At 70.2% G+C, this 19,035-nt stretch carries 17 protein-coding genes; 12 read left to right on the top strand and 5 right to left on the bottom strand.

Features of this window, described 5'->3' with window-relative positions; translation table 11 throughout:
- The first annotated feature begins 311 nt into the window (after positions 1-311).
- From OG504_RS41325 to OG504_RS41295, 7 genes are all read left to right on the top strand, one after another.
- A complete protein-coding gene (locus tag OG504_RS41325; protein ID WP_405994366.1) occupies positions 312-1,205 on the top strand; it encodes a DMT family transporter in 894 nt (297 codons plus the stop codon).
- A gap of 32 nt (positions 1,206-1,237) precedes the next feature.
- Complete coding sequence (locus OG504_RS41320; RefSeq protein ID WP_405994365.1) at positions 1,238-1,759, top strand: NUDIX hydrolase; 522 nt, start codon at positions 1,238-1,240, stop codon at positions 1,757-1,759.
- A 10-nt stretch (positions 1,760-1,769) separates the two neighbouring features.
- On the top strand, positions 1,770-2,162 hold the full coding sequence (locus OG504_RS41315; protein WP_033283675.1) for a YidH family protein: 393 nt from the start codon (positions 1,770-1,772) through the stop codon (positions 2,160-2,162).
- Positions 2,159-2,482 (top strand): DUF202 domain-containing protein, encoded by a 324-nt coding sequence (locus tag OG504_RS41310; RefSeq protein WP_405994364.1) that lies wholly within the window; start codon positions 2,159-2,161, stop codon positions 2,480-2,482. Before OG504_RS41315 ends, OG504_RS41310 begins: the two co-directional genes overlap by 4 nt.
- 737 nt (positions 2,483-3,219) lie before the next feature.
- Positions 3,220-3,516 (top strand): hypothetical protein, encoded by a 297-nt coding sequence (locus tag OG504_RS41305; RefSeq protein WP_405994363.1) that lies wholly within the window; start codon positions 3,220-3,222, stop codon positions 3,514-3,516.
- Between the two features lie 214 nt (positions 3,517-3,730).
- The gene (locus OG504_RS41300) at positions 3,731-4,753 is read left to right on the top strand and encodes a phosphotransferase family protein (RefSeq protein WP_405994362.1); all 1,023 of its coding nucleotides are present in this window, start codon (positions 3,731-3,733) and stop codon (positions 4,751-4,753) included.
- A 6-nt stretch (positions 4,754-4,759) separates the two neighbouring features.
- Complete coding sequence (locus OG504_RS41295; RefSeq protein ID WP_405994361.1) at positions 4,760-5,974, top strand: acyl-CoA dehydrogenase; 1,215 nt, start codon at positions 4,760-4,762, stop codon at positions 5,972-5,974.
- 84 nt (positions 5,975-6,058) lie between these two features.
- Here the strand turns inward: OG504_RS41295 and OG504_RS41290 are convergent, their stop codons facing one another.
- Complete coding sequence (locus OG504_RS41290) at positions 6,059-6,625, bottom strand: LGFP repeat-containing protein (RefSeq protein ID WP_405994360.1); 567 nt, start codon at positions 6,623-6,625, stop codon at positions 6,059-6,061.
- Positions 6,626-6,811: 186 nt separating this feature from the next.
- Between OG504_RS41290 and OG504_RS41285 the strand changes: the two genes are divergently transcribed.
- The gene (locus tag OG504_RS41285) at positions 6,812-8,806 is read left to right on the top strand and encodes a sensor histidine kinase (protein ID WP_405994359.1); all 1,995 of its coding nucleotides are present in this window, start codon (positions 6,812-6,814) and stop codon (positions 8,804-8,806) included.
- The gene (locus OG504_RS41280; RefSeq protein WP_405994358.1) at positions 8,806-9,501 is read left to right on the top strand and encodes a response regulator; all 696 of its coding nucleotides are present in this window, start codon (positions 8,806-8,808) and stop codon (positions 9,499-9,501) included. Before OG504_RS41285 ends, OG504_RS41280 begins: the two co-directional genes overlap by 1 nt.
- A gap of 7 nt (positions 9,502-9,508) precedes the next feature.
- On the opposite strand, the gene OG504_RS41275 is transcribed toward OG504_RS41280, so the two are convergent.
- Genes OG504_RS41275 through OG504_RS41265 form a run of 3 tightly spaced genes read right to left on the bottom strand, consistent with a single transcriptional unit; the run spans position 9,509 to position 12,572 of the window.
- Positions 9,509-10,102, bottom strand: a complete 594-nt coding sequence (locus OG504_RS41275; RefSeq protein WP_033283667.1) for a TetR/AcrR family transcriptional regulator — start codon at positions 10,100-10,102, stop codon at positions 9,509-9,511.
- A 26-nt stretch (positions 10,103-10,128) separates the two neighbouring features.
- Positions 10,129-11,811: a class I adenylate-forming enzyme family protein gene (locus OG504_RS41270; protein ID WP_405994357.1), complete on the bottom strand. Its 1,683-nt coding sequence runs from the start codon at positions 11,809-11,811 to the stop codon at positions 10,129-10,131.
- Entirely contained in the window at positions 11,808-12,572 is a 765-nt protein-coding gene (locus OG504_RS41265) for an SDR family oxidoreductase (protein ID WP_405994356.1), read from the bottom strand. The genes OG504_RS41270 and OG504_RS41265 overlap by 4 nt, the downstream gene beginning before the upstream one ends.
- 159 nt (positions 12,573-12,731) lie before the next feature.
- Between OG504_RS41265 and OG504_RS41260 the strand changes: the two genes are divergently transcribed.
- Both OG504_RS41260 and OG504_RS41255 read left to right on the top strand, forming a co-directional pair.
- Positions 12,732-13,952, top strand: coding sequence for an exo-beta-N-acetylmuramidase NamZ domain-containing protein (locus OG504_RS41260; protein WP_405994355.1), 1,221 nt, complete (start codon positions 12,732-12,734; stop codon positions 13,950-13,952).
- An 81-nt stretch (positions 13,953-14,033) separates the two neighbouring features.
- Complete coding sequence (locus OG504_RS41255) at positions 14,034-15,395, top strand: serine-threonine protein kinase (protein ID WP_405994354.1); 1,362 nt, start codon at positions 14,034-14,036, stop codon at positions 15,393-15,395.
- Here the strand turns inward: OG504_RS41255 and OG504_RS41250 are convergent.
- Complete coding sequence (locus OG504_RS41250) at positions 15,384-18,167, bottom strand: penicillin acylase family protein (protein WP_405994353.1); 2,784 nt, start codon at positions 18,165-18,167, stop codon at positions 15,384-15,386. The genes OG504_RS41255 and OG504_RS41250 overlap by 12 nt on opposite strands.
- 222 nt (positions 18,168-18,389) lie before the next feature.
- Here OG504_RS41250 and OG504_RS41245 point away from each other — a divergent pair, with 222 nt between their 5' ends.
- Complete coding sequence (locus OG504_RS41245; protein WP_405994352.1) at positions 18,390-18,992, top strand: hypothetical protein; 603 nt, start codon at positions 18,390-18,392, stop codon at positions 18,990-18,992.
- Positions 18,993-19,035: the final 43 nt, after the last annotated feature.

Here is a 19,035-nt window from a genome sequence, read left to right as displayed (position 1 = left end):
CCGTACCGTTGTTACACCTGTCAACTTCCGTTACAGATGGGGCACTTGTGGCTCGATCCCCTACCCGGGACGGTACGCTGCCAACCGTTCGCGGGTCACCGGTGTGGCGTAGGCCATGGCGCTCGGGCGCGCGGCGGCGGACGATGGGAGCACGGTCCCGCCGCAGCCTCCGATCGTGCCCACGGTCGTCAGAGCATCGTGACCGGAGCAACCGCCCGCTTCCGGGTACTCCCAGGGGCAAGCCGGGCCCTGGGGCGCTACAGTCGCCCAAACGCATCCCGTAGCCCGGCCTGACGATCGAGGTACGCAGCGTGTCCCTTCTGGTTCTGATGCTCGCCGTGAGTGCGGCCTGTTGCCTCGGCTTCGGGTTCGTGCTCCAGCAGAACGTGGCCCAGCAGGCACCCCTGAGCGACTTCCTCTCCCCCAGACTGCTCCTCGACCTGATGCGGGTGCCGCGCTGGCTCGGCGGCATCGGCCTGATGATCGCGGGCATGGTCCTGGGCGCGATAGCGCTCAGCAAGGGCGAGGTCTCCCTCGTGGAACCCCTCCTCGCGACGAACCTCCTCTTCGCCCTGACCCTCTCCCGCAAGCAGACCCGACAACCCCTGGGCCGCCAGGGCTGGGCGGGCCTCGCGCTCCTCGCGGGCGGCGTCACGACGTTCATCGTCGCGGGCGAACCACGCAGCGGCACAGCCGTCACCGACCCGTTCCGCCACTGGCTGATCATCGGCGTCATGGTGGGCCTCGCCCTCCTCCTCACGACGTACGCCAAACGCTCCCGCCTCAGCTCGGGCCCGGTCCTCCTGGCCCTGGCCGCCGGCCTCCTCTACGGCGTCCAGGACGCGCTCACCCGCGTCAGCGGCCAGCGCTTCACCGAGGGCGGCCTCACCGAACTCCTCACGGGCTGGCAGCCGTACGGCGTGCTCGCGCTCGGCGTGACCGGCCTGGTCCTCGTACAGAGCGCCTTCGAGACGGCCCCCCTGCGCATGTCCCTGCCCGCCCTCACCGCGGCCCAGCCACTCGCCGGGATCATCTGCGGCGTGGGCTTCCTGGGCGACAGGCTCCGCGCCGACACCGGAGCACTGGCCTGGGAGGCGGTGGGCCTCGCCGGAATCGTCGTAGGCATCCTGCTCCTCGGCATGCACCCCGCGATGCCACGCGGCACGACAAAGCCGAAGCCGGCCCCGGCCCTACAGCCGCACTGACCACCACACCCGCCCCCTGTTTTGATGAGGGCATGAACCCAGCTGACGAAATCCTCGACATCGTCGACGAACACGACCGGGTCATCGGCCAGTCCCCCCGAGGCGAGGCATACGCACAGGGCCTACGCCACCGAGCGGTCTTCATCCAGACCCGCGACGCACACGACCGCATCTTCGTCCACCGCCGCACCCCCACCAAACTCGTCTTCCCCTCCCTCTACGACATGTTCGTCGGCGGAGTGGTCGGCGCGGGCGAGTCCTACGACGACGCGGCGCTGCGCGAGGCCGAGGAGGAACTAGGGGTATCGGGCTTGCCCCGCCCCACCTTCCTCTTCAAGTTCCTGTACGACGGCGGCGCCGGCCGGACCTGGTGGTCGGCGGTGTACGAGGTGCGCTGCGACGTGCCGGTCAGCCCACAAGTCGAGGAGGTCGCGTGGCACGACTTCCTGGCGGAGGCGGAGATCGAACGGCGGCTGAACGACTGGGAATGGGTGCCGGACGGCGTGGCGGCCTATGCCCGACTCAAGGGGCACCGGGAAGAAACGGCCGGATAGGGTCCTGCCCGTGATCGATTTTGCACGGAACGTCCGGCTGTGGTTCGCGCCTCAGGAGATCAGCGAGGAGGGCGCCACCCCCGACTACCGCTTCTCACTCGCCAACGAACGCACCTTCCTGGCCTGGCTGCGCACCGCGCTGGCGCTGATCGGCGGCGGCTTCGCGGTGGACCAGTTCCTGCCCCACCTGCGCTGGGCCTGGCGAGTCGGCCTGGCCCTCGCCCTCCTCGCGGCCGGCGTCCTGTGCTCCCTCCGCGCGGTCAACCACTGGGTGCGCTGCGAGCGGGCGATGCGCCGGGGCGAGGATCTGCCGGTCTCCCGCTTCCCTGCACTGCTGGGCATCGCCGTGGCGATCGTGGCCGTGGCGATGGTCGTCGTAGTCCTGGCGGGCTGGGCCGGATGACCCGCCCCCCGACCCCGGACCGCGACCCGGGCCTCCAGCCCGAACGCACCCGCCTGGCCTGGCGCCGCACGACCCTGTCGAGCACGGTGGCCGCCGTCCTGGCGGTGAAGGCCACCCTGCACGGCGGCGTCCGGACCGAGGGCGTCATCATCTGCGCCCTCTGCTGCACCCTGTGGCTCGGCTTCCTCACCGTGGCCCACCACCGCATCCGCACCCTCGCCTCCGGCGGCATCCCCCCGACCCTGGCCCCACGCCACGCCAGCGCGGCGGTGCTGTGCACGGTGGCCGTGGCGGTGTGCGCGGCGGTCCTTGTGTACTGAGGAGCGGAGCGGGAACTGTGCGAACGGGGCTCGTGTGCTGGGGCGTAGAGGCGAGTGGAACATGGGCGGCACCCGCCCAGGGCAACGCCTAGGCGGGTAACACCCGGACAGCACCCAGGCGAGAAGGCAGCACTCGCGCACTGAGACGCCTAGGGCCTGTCCGGCGGATCCTGTCGCAGACGCGGGGCGTGGCACGCACTCCCCCACTGCCTTAAAGACGTGGGGGACCCCCAGCGGCGTCGTCGTCGGTCGCCGACGCTCCGCGTCGCCTCCCTCCTCCCCCTTGCAGCTGCACGCACCACACCCCGCTCACCGGAACTGATCAGGCACCGCCGATTTCCTGCGACCTGATCCGCCGGACAGGCCCTGGCCAGAGGCCACGCGAGCCGCACCCGCGCCCGGAAGCCACCCGGCCGCATCACCCGAAACCGTCCGCATCGCCCCACCCGCCACCCCAGCAACCGCGCCTGGAATCGGCCGGATGGACCACGGCCGGCGGCCGCCGACGAGACGGGAGCGGGTCGTGGCGGTGCGGCGCAGCCCGCCGCGTACCCGGCACCAACCCGTTCAACTGTGGTGACGAACAGCGGGGCCCCACCAGCGGCGGGCTCGCCGTACCGCCACGACCCCGACCCCACAACACACCTGCGCCCGAACACACCCCGGATCACCCGATATGAGCGTTTCCCATGGCACCCTGTCCGACGTCACAGCCCGCACTTCCGAAGGTGAGCCCCATGACCACCCTTCACCTGGAGCACTCCTCCCACACCCACACGCACGGCCCGGACTGCGGCCACCCCGCGGTGCCGCACGAGGACCACGTCGACTACGCGCACGACGGCCACCTGCACCGCGAGCACGGCGGCCACTGGGACGAGTGCGAGCCCGGCGGCCACGTAGCCCACCAGGAGCACGCGCACCAGCACGGCCAGGACTGCGGACACGAGAGCGTGCTGCACGGCGACCACGTCGACTACGTCCACGACGGCCACCGCCACGCCCTGCACGACGGCCACTGGGACGACCACTGAGCTCATCCCCGCTCATCCCTACTCACCCCCACCCCCGCTCACCCCCCACGGCCGAGTACGGCCTGGAACGACCGACCCACAGCTCCCCGTCGCCCGGCGCGGGGAGCTGTCGGCATATCGTGGCCCCGATCACGTTTCGCTCGCCCACTGGACGACATACCGACCGGTCGGCATGATGGGTGGAGACCTGTTCCTCCGTTCGTAGGAGTGATGTATGAGCCCCGACCACCCGCCCGGACTCGATCTCGACCGGCTCCGCGGCCTGCTCGACCGCGAGCAGCCCGGCCTGGTGACCGGCGCCCTGTCCGGCCGGCTGATCGAGGGCGGACGGTCGAACCTCACCTACGCGGTCACCGACGGCACCGCGAAGTGGGTCGTACGACGGCCCCCGCTCGGCCATGTACTGGCCACCGCGCACGACATGAAGCGCGAGCACCGCGTGATCAGCGCCCTGCACCCGACAAACGTGCCGGTACCGAGACCCATCCTCCTCTGCGAGGACGACGAGGTGCTCGGAGCCCCGTTCTACGTCATGGAGTTCGTCGAGGGCACCCCGTACCGCACGGCGGACGACCTCGCCCCGCTCGGCCCCGACCGCACCCGTGGCGCGGTGCTCGAACTGGTCGACACCCTGGTCGAGTTGCACGCGGTGGACCCCGCCGAGGTGGGCCTCGCGGACTTCGGCCGCCCCGAGGGTTTCCTGGACCGCCAACTCCGCCGCTGGGGCAAGCAGTTGGACGCCTCCCGCAACCGCGAGCTGGCAGGCGTCGAGGAGTTGCACGCGGCCCTCGGCCACCGCCTCCCCACCTCCCCCGCCCCGGCCGTCGTACACGGCGACTACCGCCTCGACAACGTCCTGATCGGCGAGGACGACAAGATCAAGGCGATCCTCGACTGGGAGATGTCCACCCTCGGCGACCCGCTCACCGACCTCGGCCTGCTGGTGATGTACAGCATCCCGCTGGACCTCCCCAACTCCCCCATCTCCACGACCGCTTCGGCCCCCGGCCACCCGACACCCGCCGAGCTGATCGAGCGGTACGCCACCCGCTCGGGACGCGACGTCTCGGCGGTCTCCTGGTACACGGCGTTCGCGTGGTTCAAGCTCGCCGTGATCCTGGAGGGCATCCACTACCGCTACACCCTGGGCCAGACGGTCGGCCGCGGCTTCGACCGCATCGGCGAGCTGGTTCCCGTCTTCATCGAGCACGGCCTGACCACCCTTCAGGAGGGCTGATCCACCATGGACTTCGCGTACGACGCACACACCGAGGAACTGCGCGCCAAGCTCCTGGCCTTCATGGACGAGTACGTCTACCCGGCCGAGCCCGTAGCCGAGGAGCAGCGCGCCCAGCTCGCGTCCCCCTGGGACACCCCGGCCGTCGTAGGGGAGTTGAAGGCGGAAGCCCGCAGGCAGGGCCTGTGGAACCTCTTCCTCCCCGACTCCGAGTACGGCGCCGGCCTGACCAACCTCCAGTACGCCCCGCTCGCCGAAATCACCGGCCGCTCCCCGCACTTGGCGCCCACCGCGCTGAACTGCGCGGCGCCGGACACCGGCAACATGGAAGTCCTCCACCAGTTCGGAGACGAGCAGCAGAAGAAGCAGTGGCTGGAGCCACTGCTCGCCGGTGAGATCCGCTCGGCGTTCGCGATGACGGAGCCGGAGGTGGCCTCCTCGGACGCCACCAACATCACGACACTCATCGAGCGCGACGGCGACGACTACGTCATCACGGGCCGCAAGTGGTACATCTCCGGGGCGATGAACCCGGACTGCAAGATCTTCATCGTGATGGGCAAGACGGACCCGGACGGCGCCGACATCCGCCGCCAGCAGTCCATGATCCTGGTCCCGCGCGACACCCCGGGCGTCACGGTCAAGCGCGCGATGCAGGTCTTCGGCTACGAGGACCACTCGCACGGCGGCCACGCCGAGGTCGTCTTCGACCACGCGCGCGTGCCGGCGACAAACCTGATCGGCGAGGAGGGCGGCGGCTTCGCGATCGCCCAGGCGCGGCTCGGCCCGGGCCGTATCCACCACTGCATGCGGCTGATCGGCATGGCCGAGCGGGCGATCGAGCTGATGTGCCAACGCGCCGTCTCCCGCGTCGCGTTCGGCAAGGCGCTGGCCCAACAGGGCGTCGTCCACAACTGGATCGCGGACGCGCGCGTCGCCGTCGAGCAACTGCGGCTGCTGGTCCTGAAGACGGCCTGGATGATGGACACCGTCGGCAACAAAGGTGCCCACGCGGAGATCCAGGCCATCAAGATCGCCACGCCCCGTACGGTCGTCGGCATCCTCGACCGCGCGATCCAGCTGCACGGCGCGGGCGGTGTGAGCCAGGACTTCCCGCTGGCCGAGCTGTACGCGAGCGCCCGCACCCTGATGCTGGCCGACGGTCCGGACGAGGTGCACCAACGGTCACTGGCGCGCCGGGAGTTGAAGAAGTACCTGTAGTACGCGAGGAGTTGGAGGGGCGGGCACCCGGTAGGCGTATCCGGTGTGCGCACCCCTCCAGCCCCTTTTCCCCCGAGGTGACGGTCAGTTGGGCGTGCTCGCCTTCAGCGTCCAGCCCTGCCGGCAGGTGTGGCCGAAGGTGCCGATGTCGCAGCCCTCGACGGTGAAGACGTAGGCGCCGGTGTTCCGCTCCAGCACCCTGATCCGGCCGGACGTCCCGCCGCCGAACTCCCGCTGGGTCCCCCCGGGGTCGGAGGCGCTCGTCCAGCGGACCAGGAACGAGTCGTAGCGGTGCTCCGGGGCCGTCGTGCCCCAGTTGAAGTAGGCGTAGCCGCGGTCCTCCCACGCGGCGACGACCATGTTCGACCCCTGTCGCGGTGACCAGGTGGCGGTGCCGTAGGTGAAGTACTGGCGCTTCCCGGCGTACACGTTGTTCAGGTAGACGTCCCTGGTGCCGCTGGTCGGGCAGCCCAGCCAGCCGGAGGCTCCGCCGAGCGCGTTCCAACGCTGGTTGATGTGGGACTCGTTGACCGGGATGGAGCACGCGGCCCGAGCGGGTGTCTGCGCCGCGGCCGGCACCGCAGCCGTGCCGCCGAGCGCGAGCAGGGATCCCAGGACAACGCCGGTCAGGCGCCGCTTCGTTGACAGCATGGTGTTTCCCCCGTTGGTTCCTGTCGATCGGTCCGGCGATGGGTCCGCCGCCCCGCTGCCACGAGCATCACCCTTCCCGCGGCCGGGAGTTGAGGGGAAGCCCTCGGGCGACGCCGGGGACCTCTCCCGGGTGGACCGGGAAGCGTTCCCGGGACACCCGGGCGCCGCGCCCCCACGATGGGACGCATGGACGACCGCGACGGGCGCACCCGGCGACGCACGGCGACGGCGTACGGACTGCTGGGGCTGGCGGCACTCCAAGTGGCCGTCGGGGCGGTCGCGTTGGCGGCGGCCGGGGTCTCCGCCGCGGACGTGATCCGCTACGACATGGTCGTCGACCTCGCGGTCGGTCTCGCCTACCCGGTGTGCGGCACGGTGATCGCGCTGCACCGCCCGCGCAATCCCATCGGCTGGCTGCTGATCGCGTACGGGCTGGGTCACGCGTTCACCGGGATGTCGATCGGGCTGGCCGTCGAGGGCCTACGGCTGGGCTGGTCACCGGAGTTGCTGCACGCGCTCACGACCGCCGGCCGCCACACCTGGATCCTCGGCAGCTCCACCGCGTTCGTGCTCGTGTTCTTCCTGTTCCCCGACGGCCGGCTGCCCGACCGCCGCTGGCGCTGGGCCCTGGTGGCCCAACTCCTGTCCTCCCCGCTCGACTTCGCGATCTGGGCGCGGGACGACTGGGGGCTGTTCCGCGGTACTCCGGCCCAGCCGTCGTACCTCCCGGTGCCGGACGGCTGGATGCCCGCCCTGCGCGACATCGAGACCGCGAAGGCCTGCCTGGTGCTGGCCGCGGTGTTCGCGGTCATGGTCGTCCGCTACCGGCGCGGCGGCGAACAGGACCGCCGCCGACTCCTGTGGCTCATCGCGGGAATGCTGCCGCTGGCGGTGAGCGTGGCCCTGCAGATCCTGGGCTTCCCGGCGGTCTACACGTCGTGCTGCACCCTGTTCCTGCCGACCGCCATCATGATCGCCGTGGTCCGCGAGGAGCTGCTCGACATCCGCCTCGTCGTCTCCCGCAGCCTGCTCTACGGCGCGCTCACGGTCGGCGTGGCCATCACCTACGTCGGTCTGGTCACCTCCGTCCAGGCTCTCCTCAACCCCGACCCCGCGCTGCTCGGACCGGCGTTGATCGCCGTCACTCTCGCCGCCGCCTTCGAACCGGCCCGCCGCCTCCTCCAACACATGGTCGACCGCGCCCTGTACGGCGACCGGCACGACCCGGTGCGCGCGGTCTCCCGCATCGGCGAACGGCTGGCCGGCACCGGCGTCGGCGCGGTCCCCGAGGCGGTCGGCGAGGCACTGCGACTGCCGTACGTGTGCGTGGAGTCCAAGTCCGGGGTGACGGACGGGAGTTGGGGCGACCCGGGCGAACGCATCCACGCCATACCCCTCGACTACGACGGCCGCACCGTCGGCGCGCTGGTGATCGGCCTGCGCCCCGGCGAACAGCAGCCCGCACCAGCCGACCTGGCCGTCCTGGAGCTGCTCGCCGTACCCCTGGCCGCCGCCCTGCACGCCACCGACCTCACCCGCCAACTCCAGCACTCCCGCGAACGGATCGTCGCCGCCCGCGAGGAGGAACGCCGCCGGATCCGCCGCGACCTGCACGACGGACTCGGACCCACCCTCGCCGGGGCCGCCTTCCAGGCAGACGCCGTACGCAATCTGCTGACCTTCGATCCGGACCGGGCGGCGGCACTCCTCACCGAGTTGCGGTCCGAGGTCGGCGGCGCGGTCGCGGAGGTGCGTCGGCTCGTGGACGGTCTACGGCCGCCGGATCTGGACCAGTTGGGGCTGCTGGGCGCGTTGCGGGAGCGTGCGGTGCGGCTGTCCTGGCGGGCGGACGGCACCCCGATCGAGGTGCGGGTCCGGGCGCCGGAGCGGTTGCCCGCGCTGCCCGCCGCCGTAGAGGTGGCCGCGTACCGCATCGCGATCGAGGCACTGACCAACGCGGCCCGGCACGCCCGGGCCTCCCACGTGGACCTGCACATCGAGATCGGCGACGGGCTGCGTCTGGAGGTGCGCGACGACGGTTCGCCGGTGGACGAGGAGACCGCGTGGACACCGGGCGTGGGCATCACGTCGATGCAGGAGCGCGCGGCGGAGCTGGGCGGCCGGTGTGTGGCGGGGCAGGGGCGGGTGGTGGCGACGCTGCCGTTGGGAGAGGCGATGTGATGGGGCTGCAACCTGAGGGTCAGGACGACGGCGACGCGCTGCGGGTCGTGCTCGCCGACGACCATCCCGTGGTCCGTACCGGGCTGGCCGCGCTCCTGGAGTCCGTGCGGGACGGCACCCCGCGCGTGCGGGTGGTCGGGGTCGCAGCGAGCGGGCGGGAGGCGGTACGGGCGGCGGTGACCCTGCGCCCGCACGTGATGGTGATGGACATCCGGATGCCCGATCTCAACGGCATCGAGGCGACCCGGGAGATCGGCCGCGTGGCGCCCCGGGTGGCCGTACTGATGCTGACGATGGTCGAGGAGGACGACTCGGTGTTCGCCGCGATGCGGGCGGGCGCCCTGGGCTATGTCCTCAAGGGCGCGGGCCAGGACGAGATCGTCCGGGCGATCCGGGCGGTGGCCGCGGGTGAGGCCATCTTCGGCCCGGGTGTCGCGAGGCGCGTCCTCGGACACCTGAGCAGACCCCCGGACCGGCCCGACCCGTGCCCGGCGCTCACCCCGCGCGAACGGGACGTCCTCGCGCTGATCGCCGACGGCCGGCCGAACTCGGCGGTGGCCACGCGCCTGGGCCTGTCCCCGAAGACGGTCAGCAACCACATGTCGGCGGTCCTGGCCAAGCTGGGAGTCACCGACCGCGCGCAGGCGGCGGCCTGGGCCCGGGAGGCAGGACTCATCCACCCACCGGACGTGTGAGGGCGTACTACGGCCGCAGCGCCCGCATCAGCAGGTCCGCCAGATGGTCGGCGACCTCCTGGGGCGTGAGCGGGCCGCCCGGGCGGTACCAGGTCGACAGGTGGTGGACCGAGCCGAAGTGGTAGTCCACGACGAGGTCGGCCGGCGTCGCCGTGGAGAAGACGCCCGCGCGCTGGCCCTCCTCGACGAGCCCGCGGAACCGCTCGTGGTAGCGCCGGCGCTCGGCACGCACCTGCTTGTTCTTCTCCGGGCTGAGGTGGTGCATGGACCGGAAGAAGATCGACGCGTCGTCGAGGTTGTCGATCGTCGTCACGACGACGTCCGCGGCCGCGGCCCGCAGCCGCTTCTCGATCGGCTCGTCGGCGGTCGCGAACACCTCCAGACGCTCCTGCTGGACGCGCAGCACGCGCGCGTACACCTCGTGCAGGAGATCGTCCTTGGAGCCGAAGTAGTGGTACAGCGCCCCCTTGGTGACGCCCGCGGCCTCGACGATCTCCTGCACCGAGGTGCGGTCGTAGCCCTGCTCGGCGAAGAGTCGGGTGGCGGCGGCAAGGAGCCGCTGCGGGACAGGGGCCCCGTCTCCGTCGGTCGTCCTGGGCACTGCCGCCACCTGCCTTTTCTGACTGTTCACTCGCTGTCGCGCGACCGGGAACGCAGTTCCCGCCGGAGGATCTTCCCACTTGCCGTCTTCGGCAGGTCGGGGAGGATCTCCACCTGGCGGGGGTATTTGTAGGCGGCCAGTCTCTCCTTGCAGTACACGGCGAATTCATCGGGGTCGGTTTCGGCGCCCGGACGGAGACTGATGTACGCCTTCACGGTCTCGCCGCGATACCCGTCGGGGACGCCGACGACGGCCGCCTCGCGCACCGCCGGATGGGTGTACAGCACGTCCTCGACCTCGCGCGGCCACACCTTGAAGCCGGACGCGTTGATCATGTCCTTCTTGCGGTCGACGACGTACAGCCAGCCCTGCGGGTCCATGAACCCGATGTCCCCGGTGCGCAGTTCACCGTCCGGGAAGGTCTCGGCGGTGGCCTCGGGGCGCCGCCAGTACCCGGGCACGACCTGCGGCCCGCGCACGAGGATCTCGCCCTGCTCCCCGAAGGGCACCTCCTCGCCCTGGTCGTCGACGATCCGTACGACCGTGTTCGGCCCCGGCGCGCCGACGGCCAGCGTCCCGGAGACCGGGTCGACGGGGGCTTCCAGGTCCTGCGGCACGGACGCGCAGGGCGCGGTGCACTCGGTGAGGCCGTAGCCGTTGCGGATGTACGGCCCGAAGGCCGCCCGGAACTTCTCCACCAGGGCGGGCGGCAGGGGCGCGCCGCCGGAGGAGATGTTCACGAAGGACGAGAAGTGGTCGGGTGTGACCGCCGGGTGCGCGGCCAGCGCCATGAAGGCCGTCGAGGGGCCGACGGTGTAGGCGGGCCGGTGTTCGGCGAACGCGTCGAGGACGACGCCCGACTCGAAGCGGTACGCGAGGACGAGCAGACCCGCGCTGTTGAGGCACGCGGCGAGTTCGCAGACCATCCCGGTGATGTGGAACAGCGGGGCCATCGCGAAGTAGACGGGAGCTTCGGGCAGCCGCAGGCCCGTCCGCTGCCGTTCCGCGTTGGCCATGATGTTGCCGTGGGTGTTGGTGGCCCCCTTGGGGGCGCCACTGGTTCCCGAGGTGTAGCTGATGAGCGCGATGTCGGACGGACCGAAGTCGCGGCCCTCGGGCGCCGGATTCCCCTGCCGGGCGACGGCCACCAGGTCCTCGGCGTCGGCGGCCTGCGGGAGCCGCTCGAAGGTGAGCACGCGCGCGTCGTTGCGCGTTTGGAAATCCAACTCGCATGCCGTGAGCACGATCCGCACGGGAGACCCGCTCTTCTCAACCGCCGTGGCCGTGTCGCGCAGATACGACTCCCAGGCCCGGTCGGAGCAGATCAGCGCGGTCACCTCGCCGTCCCGCAGGACATGCGTGACCTCCCCCGACTTGTACATCGGGTTGACGGGGACGACGATCGCGCCGGCCTTCCAGGCACCGAGCAGCGCGAGCACGAAGTGCGGCGAGTTCTGCAGCAGGATCGCCACCCGGTCGCCGCGCTCCAGGCCCCGGGCGACGAGATGCCCGGCGACGGAGTCGCTCAGCTCGTCGACCTCGCGGTAGCCGAGCCGTCCGTCGAAGTAGGCGAGCGCGGCGCGGTCCGGGTGCTCCGCGGCGACCGCGCGGAACGCGTGCACCAGCGAGTCGGGAGGGCTGATCGGCGCCTTCTGCGCCTCGTTGAGCAGCCCCAGCCAGGGCTGAGCGGCATACAGGGAGTCGGTCATTCCCCGGCCTCCCACTTCTGCTGGATGTGGTTCATGGTGGTCAGCCAGCGATCGGGTTCGGTGGCCCGGGCCTGGTAGTACCCGGCGACCTCGGGATGCGGCAGGATCAGGAACCGATCCTCCTCGATCCCCTTCATCAGAGCATCAGCGACGACGTCAGGCTCGATGGCCGTCGGCTGAAGCACCAGGTCACCCGCGCTGCCGGTGGCGGCCAGCATGTCGGTACGCACACCTTGCGGACAGATCGCGTGGACCTTGATCCCCCGGTGCCGGTACGTCAGCGACAGCCACTCCGCGAAGGCGTACGCACCGTGCTTGGTGACGCTGTACGGCGCGGCCCCGATCATGGTGAGCAGCCCGGCCGCCGACACGGTCGACACGAACCGCCCGCCACCCCGCTCCAGCCACCCCGGGATCAACGCCTCCGCGGCCCGCACATGAGCCATGACGTTCACGTCCCAGGCCAGCGCCCAGACGTCCTCCCCGGCCGCTTCCGACCCACCGGAGCCGACCCCGGCGTTGGCGCAGTAGATGTCGACGCTCCCACCAAGGGCGTCCCGAGCATCACTGACGACGGCAGAGGCATCCCCCGGTACGGCAATGGCCCCGATCTCATCGGCGACGGCCTTGACCCGGTCGCCATCAAGGTCGTTCACCACGACCCGGGCCCCCTCGGCAGCGAACCGCCGCGCAAGCGCAGCCCCGATGCCACCCCCAGCCCCCGTGACGACTACCCCGGCACCCTGAACGGCTTCCACCATCGGTCTCCTTCGACTGCGGCTCCACTGCCCAGCCAGACTAACCGGTCGGTATGTGACACCGGAAGGGCAGTTTCCCTTAAGGGGCGCGGGGAACGGCGCGAGCAACCACAACGGACCCGCACCCTACGAACGACACACGGCAGCCCATACCGTGCCCGCATGCCCCTCACAAGACGAACCCTCCTGGCATCGGCACCGGCGGCAACCCTCACCCCAGCAACCACCAAACCCCGCACCCTCCGCAACGGCTTCGAACAACTAACCGCAAACGACTACACCCAGCTCAACGGCCAGCGCGTCGGAATCGTCACCAACCCCACCGGCATCACCAGAGACGCCCACCACATCGTCGACGTCATGCACGCCAGCCCCCACGTGAACCTCACCGCGGTCTTCGGCCCAGAACACGGCTTCCGAGGCACCGCCCAAGCAGGCGGCTCCGAGGGCCACTACACCGACCCGACGACCGAACTCCCGGTCTACGACACGTACTTGAAGAGCGGCCAACCACTCGCCGACATCTTCAGGACCGCCGCCGTGGACACCATCGTCTTCGACATCCAGGACGTAGGCGCCCGCTTCTACACCTACATCTGGACCCTGTACGACTGCATGGAGGCGGCCCAGCTGGCCGGCAAGCGCTTCGTAGTCCTGGACCGCCCCAACCCGGTGACCGGAAGATCGGCCCAAGGCCCGGTCCTGCACAGGGAGTTCGCGACCTTCGTAGGCAGACAGCCGATCGCCCAGGCACACGGCATGACGGTCGCCGAGCTGGCCCGGCTGTTCAACGGGGAGTTCCTGACAAAGCCCGTCCCCCTGGAGACCGTACTGATGACGGGCTGGAAGCGTTCGGAGTTCTACGACGCCTGGTCGCTTCCCTGGGTGCCGCCGAGCCCCAACATGCCGACACCGGACACGGCCCTCGTGTACTCGGGGACATGTCTCCTCGAGGGCACGAATCTGTCCGAGGGCCGCGGCACCACCCGCCCCTTCGAACTGCTCGGCGCGGAGGGGATCGACGGGCGCTGGGCCGCCGAGGTGAATCAACTCGCTCTGCCCGGCGTGCACTTCAGGGAGGCCTACTTCGCCCCCACCTTCTCCAAGTTCGAGGGCAGGACCGTCGGCGGGGTCCAGATCCACATCCACGACCGGGCCGCGTACGACCCCGTCCGCACCGGTATCGCGCTGCTGGTGACCGCCAAGAAGGTCTGGAGCGGCTTCGGTTGGCGTTCCGACAACTGGATCGACAAGCTCACCGGGTCCGCGCGGGTGCGGACGGCGATCGACGCGGGCGCGGGTACCGACGAGGTGGTGGCGGGCTGGCAGGAGGAGTTGAGGACCTTCCGGCGGGTTCGAACTGAATACCTCCTCTACAAGTGAGTCGTGACGTATGGCCAATCTTCACCGGTAGCGGGACGATGCGCCCACATCGCACCACTTCGGGGAACAAGGAGGCCGGTCATGGCGGATCCGGCGATGAGTGTGAGCCCCTACTGGGAGTTGACCTTCGACGCCGACGGTGACGTCGACCAGGGAGAACGGGACCGGCTGCTGAGCGAGGTGCGGCAGCGCGGGGTCGGTGACCTGATCGTCTTCTCGCACGGGTGGAACAACCAACGCGCCGGCGCGACCCGGCTCTACAGCCGCTTCTTCGCCCCGATTCCACGCCTCGCACCGAAGGCCACGATCGGGTACGTAGGCGTGATCTGGCCATCCATGGAGTTCCCGGACCAGCCGATTCCGGATTTCCCCCCGTCACCGTCGGCCGCACCCGAGTCGACGCGGCCCGCACTCGACGACGACACCCGGCACGCGCTCCTCGACGCCTTCCCCGGCAAGGCGCCGGTGATCGACCAGATCGCCCGGATGCTGGACCAACAGCCGCCCCAGGACACCGAGTTGGAGGAGTACGGGCGGCTGGTGCGGACGCTGGTGGAGGTGGTGCCCCCGGGGCCGCAGGCGATGTTCGGCGCGGACACGCTCGCGGAGGGGGTGCCGCAGTGCGAGCCGCGGATGTTCGCGGCCGGGTGTACGGCCGAGGTGTGCGAGCAGTTCGCGCAGGCGCTGGCCCAGCTCGCGGCCCCTCAATCCCCCGGCCCCGTAACGGAGTTCGCGCTGCCGAACCCGTGGAAGGGTGCGCGGGAGCTGCTGCGGCAGGCGGCGTACTACGCGATGAAGAGACGTGCGGGCACGGTCGGTGAGCGGGGTCTCGGCCCGGCGATCGGGCGGCTCGCGGCGGTGGCGCCGGAGGTGCGGGTGCATCTCGTGGGGCACAGTTTCGGCGGGCGCCTGGTGTCGTTCGCCCTACGGGGTCTGCCCGAGGGCGTGCACTCGGTGAAGTCGGTGACGCTGCTCCAAGGGGCCTTCTCCCACTACGCGTTCGCGGCCCGGCTGCCGGACGACCCGCGTACCGGAGGTGTCCTGCAGGGCCAGCAGAACCGTGTCGACGGACCCCTCGTGTGCTGCTACTCGCACTGCGACTCGGCGCTCGGCACGATCTATCCGCTGGCCTCGCGGATGGCGGACGACGACTGCTCGTTCGCCGCCGTCGACATCGTCCGGGTGCTGGGCGACAAGTGGGGCGCGATGGGTCACGACGGGGTGCAGGGGGTGCCGGGCACCCGTTCGCTGACCCTGGCCGAGGCCCTCAACTCCCCGCTTCCTGCGACGGGTTGCGTGAACGTCGACACCTGCGCGGTGGTGTGTCACGGCGAGCCGCCGACCGGGGCGCACGGCGACATCGTGCACCCCGAACTCGCGCGGGTGGTGCTGGCGGCGGGCCGGATCGGCCGGCCCGCCGCCGCTCAGGCGTCACCGGTGTGACGTGTACTCCACCACTTGCTGGAAGGTGGGCCGGTTCTGCCAACTGATGTTGTAGTGCTTGATGCCGCCGAGCGTCCGCTGGACGATCGAGTCGGCACACCACTGGTCGCCCGCCGAGCACAGGGTGTCCCCGGGGTAGACCGTGGCCGCGGTAGCACCGGCCGCTGTCTTCAGTGTGCTGATCAGGATGTCCCGGCAGGCGCTGAGGCTGCCGCCCCCGCAGTACTGCTGGGCCAGCGGACCGGACACGGTCTGCCCGAGCACCGACCGGAGGTCCTTGTCGACATAGCTCCACCAGCCGTACTGGAAGGAGCTTCCGGCATGCGACCCGGTCGGGCCGTGGGCGGCCGACGGGGTCTCGTCGATGTACAGGTTGTTGGTGAGCGCGGTGTACAGGGTGTCACCGAGGCCGGGTTGGAACTCGGCCTTCACCAGTGCGGGCCACCAGGCGTCCAGGATCCGGATGGCGTCGGCGTTGGCGTAGGTCTTGGAGCCTGCCGAGGTCTCGGTGCGTTTGCCGCCGGCGGTGAGCCAGGTCTGCAGCTTGGCGACGGCCGCGGCGGCGGTGGAGTCGGTGACCGTACTGCTGTTGATCACCTTCAGCATGTCGGGCAGGACGTCCTCGGCGCGCAGGTCGGTGAGCGAGGCGTCGGACATCGCCTTCACCAGCGAGGATCTGGTGATCCCGCCGGCCGCGACGAGTTTCTTCACCCGGTCGTCGAGGAGATTGCCGCGATGGACGGACCCGTCGCCCCAGCTCGCGGTCGTGTAGTTGAGTGCCTGTTTGTTGTTCCAGGAGATGTAGTAGTCCTGGTCGATGGAGTTGGGGTGCGCGGAGGCCGGGGTGTAGTCGGAGGTGTTGGTGGTGGGGTCCCAGTTCTGCCACTCGTAGGCGGCCTGGCCCCAGACCGGGAACTCGGGGTCGACACCGCTGGCCCGCACCGGGTTGTTGCCACTGTTGTAGTACGCGGTGTGCGAGGAGTCGGCGTAGAACCAGTTGAACGTGAAGTTGATGTGCTGCGCGGCGCTCTGGAAGGTCTGCGGACTCTTCACGTAGTCCGGGTCGTTGAGCATCTGGAAGCCGATGATCGAGTCGGCCTCGTGCATGTAGGAGGAGCGCAGGGTGGTGTAGGCGACCTTCTTCCCGCCCACGGTCGCCCGGTACTCGACGGGTCCGTACTCGGTCTTCCAGACCCGCATGGTGTACGACCCCGCGGCGGTGCCGTCGGCCGTGGTGGGCGTCCAGGAGTTCTTCTGCTCGATCTCCTCCATCGGCGTGCAGGTGCCGTGGAAGAGGTAGTGGTAGTCGTCCTGGCAGAGTTCGACGGCGTACGTGTCGATGATGTCCTGGCCGGAGGTCGTGGCGGACCACGAGTAGTCCTGGCCGCGGCCGAGTTCGACGTACATGCTCAGTCCCGCGAAGGAGGCGCCGCGGGCGCTGATGCCCGGGCCCTGGATCTCCTGGAGCATGAGCAACTGCGGTGCGAAGTAGCCCGTTTGGGGTCCGAAGACGGCGATCGGATGGCCGCTCGCGGTGTATTTGCCGCTCACCACAAGGGCGTTGGACATCCCGCGCTTGGCGGAGCTGAGGGCGGTCGCGGTCGCCGCGGCGGAGGCGGCGTCGGCGCTCTGGTTGGCGCCGGTGCCGGTGGCGTCGTAGACGAGTGGCTCGGTCGTCACCGAACCGGCGTCGGGGAGTGCCTCGCCCTGGGCGGTGGTGGGCTTGGTGCCGTACGGGAAGCTCTCGCCGTTGTGGACGGTGAGGACGGCCTCGGGGTCGTTGCGTTCGCGGAAGGACTCCCAGACCTTGGTGCCCTGCTCCACGCCGTACTTCTCCTGGGCGGCGAGCAGGGAGAGGGCGTTGTTGACCTCGCCGCCGCCGCCGGAGCCGAAGAGCGTGCCGATGACGGAGGCCAGCGCGACCAGGTCGGTGATCTTGAAGTGGTCGATCGTGCCGGCGTTGGTGATCGAGTCCTTGTGGCCGGTGAGGACGTACTCGCCGGGGAAGTAACGGCCGCTGTCCGAGGCGTCGATGTAGGCGTTGATGCCGGCCAGGTAGGCGTTGGCGTCGGAGAGCGCCTGCTGGCCGCGGGTGCCGTTGTTGTTCACGGCGTTGTCGATCTGGGACTGCAACTCGGCCTCGGTGTACGGGGCGTTGCGGTAGAACTCCTGCTCAAGTCCCTGGTTGGAGGCCGCGCCGCCGGCGAAGGTGGTCAACTGGCCGCGTCCGACGTGCCGGAAGACGTCCATCAGCCACAGCCGGTCCTCGGCCGCCGCGTAGCCGGCGCCGTACTCGGTGCCGTAGCGCGTGGTGCCTGTGATGTGCGGCACACCGGTCGCCTTGTCCCGGACGATCGTCACGTCGGTGCGGCCGCTGGGGTTCTCGGTCGAGGCGACGTTGGCGGCGGGGACCCCGAACGACGCGTCGTTGAAGAAGGTGTTGATCTTCGCGTCGGTCAGCGTGGAGGCGCCCGTGGCCAGGTTGGCATAGGGGCCGAGCTGGTCCTCGGCATGGCTGGGCTGGGTACCGAAGACCTGGTTGAGGAGGATCTGGGCGAGGGTGGCGTTGCCGTTCTCGCCGGCCGGGAGGATGTCCGAGCACTGGCCGCCGCAGTAGTCGTTCGAGGCGGTCGCCGCCACGGCCGTCCCCTGGGCAAGGGGGGACAAAAGGGCAGCAATGAGGGCGCATACGGATGCGGCCTTCAGGAACCCGGGGAATCCGCCGGGAGTTCTCAGTCTGTCGAGCAAGTTACGCGGGGTGCGCCGTGGCATCGCAGCTCCTACCGACCGGGGGTGGTGCGGGACGTTACCGCCGGTATCCCCGAGATTGAAGATGAACATGCGTCAAGTTTTGGATCCGGGCAAGTGGCTTATGGAGGCCATCGGAAATCGGATGGAGCCAAATCGCTTGTCGATACGTCTATTCGGCGACGTCCGTTCGACGACGCCGAGGTGACCGAAGTACAGGTGCAGGTGTGACGGAGGTGCAGGGCGATGGCCGGTTTCCGGAGTCTGGCGAGACAGGTGCGAGACCCTCGGTGCGATCTGGCGCTACGGCGCTACTCGCTGCGCAAGTGCCTTGAGCGGTTCGCCCCTTATGGGCACAGGGCGACCTGGGACCACTTGTGCTCCCGGGCCGGGTTCGGACCCGAGGACCGCTCCCCCGACCCGGCGCGGCTCGTGGCCGCACTGGACGAGCTGGAGGAAGCGCGCAAGGTCTGGCTCGCCTACGAGGTCGGGTTCGCCGAACGCCGCAAGAAGGAGAAGCACGACGGGCTCCGCCGCCCGGGCACCGTGGACGACTGGCACCGGCTGACCTGGGGCGGCTTCGGCGTCGCCTGGTGCGACGACCCACGACTCCACCCCCATGAACCACTGGCCGAGGTGCTGCGACGGCTGATCGCCGCCCTGGAGCGCGAACCGGGTTCCGTGTGCCCGGTGTGCGCCGGGGAGCGCCTCCTGTGGATGTACGACCTGGCCCACGAACCCTCCTCGGGCCCGGTCTGCACGGACTGCGGCATCGTCGTACCGCGTCCGGTGCTCACGCCCGAGGCCCTGGCGTACGCCAGGCGGGGACGGCTGTTGATGTCCGCCTGAACCGGGCGAACCGAAGAAGGGCGCCAGGGGTGCGCCGGGGATG

Origin of the sequence: Streptomyces sp. NBC_00986 (genome assembly GCF_045162565.1) — a bacterium.
GTDB lineage: Bacteria > Actinomycetota > Actinomycetes > Streptomycetales > Streptomycetaceae > Streptomyces.
This window is presented reverse-complemented; position numbering and strand designations above follow the sequence as displayed.

What these genes read in the sequence shown, in the direction of transcription:
- OG504_RS41285 (WP_405994359.1), top strand. Translation starts at nt 6,812, where the DNA reads ATGGACGACCGCGACGGGCGCACCCGGCGACGCACGGCGACGGCGTAC.
- OG504_RS41280 (WP_405994358.1), top strand. Translation starts at nt 8,806, where the DNA reads ATGGGGCTGCAACCTGAGGGTCAGGACGACGGCGACGCGCTGCGGGTC.
- OG504_RS41310 (WP_405994364.1), top strand. Translation starts at nt 2,159, where the DNA reads ATGACCCGCCCCCCGACCCCGGACCGCGACCCGGGCCTCCAGCCCGAA.
- OG504_RS41260 (WP_405994355.1), top strand. Translation starts at nt 12,732, where the DNA reads ATGCCCCTCACAAGACGAACCCTCCTGGCATCGGCACCGGCGGCAACC.
- OG504_RS41255 (WP_405994354.1), top strand. Translation starts at nt 14,034, where the DNA reads ATGGCGGATCCGGCGATGAGTGTGAGCCCCTACTGGGAGTTGACCTTC.
- OG504_RS41305 (WP_405994363.1), top strand. Translation starts at nt 3,220, where the DNA reads ATGACCACCCTTCACCTGGAGCACTCCTCCCACACCCACACGCACGGC.
- OG504_RS41250 (WP_405994353.1), bottom strand. Translation starts at nt 18,167, where the DNA reads ATGCCACGGCGCACCCCGCGTAACTTGCTCGACAGACTGAGAACTCCC.
- OG504_RS41270 (WP_405994357.1), bottom strand. Translation starts at nt 11,811, where the DNA reads ATGACCGACTCCCTGTATGCCGCTCAGCCCTGGCTGGGGCTGCTCAAC.
- OG504_RS41295 (WP_405994361.1), top strand. Translation starts at nt 4,760, where the DNA reads ATGGACTTCGCGTACGACGCACACACCGAGGAACTGCGCGCCAAGCTC.
- OG504_RS41245 (WP_405994352.1), top strand. Translation starts at nt 18,390, where the DNA reads ATGGCCGGTTTCCGGAGTCTGGCGAGACAGGTGCGAGACCCTCGGTGC.
- OG504_RS41265 (WP_405994356.1), bottom strand. Translation starts at nt 12,572, where the DNA reads ATGGTGGAAGCCGTTCAGGGTGCCGGGGTAGTCGTCACGGGGGCTGGG.
- OG504_RS41290 (WP_405994360.1), bottom strand. Translation starts at nt 6,625, where the DNA reads ATGCTGTCAACGAAGCGGCGCCTGACCGGCGTTGTCCTGGGATCCCTG.
- OG504_RS41320 (WP_405994365.1), top strand. Translation starts at nt 1,238, where the DNA reads ATGAACCCAGCTGACGAAATCCTCGACATCGTCGACGAACACGACCGG.
- OG504_RS41300 (WP_405994362.1), top strand. Translation starts at nt 3,731, where the DNA reads ATGAGCCCCGACCACCCGCCCGGACTCGATCTCGACCGGCTCCGCGGC.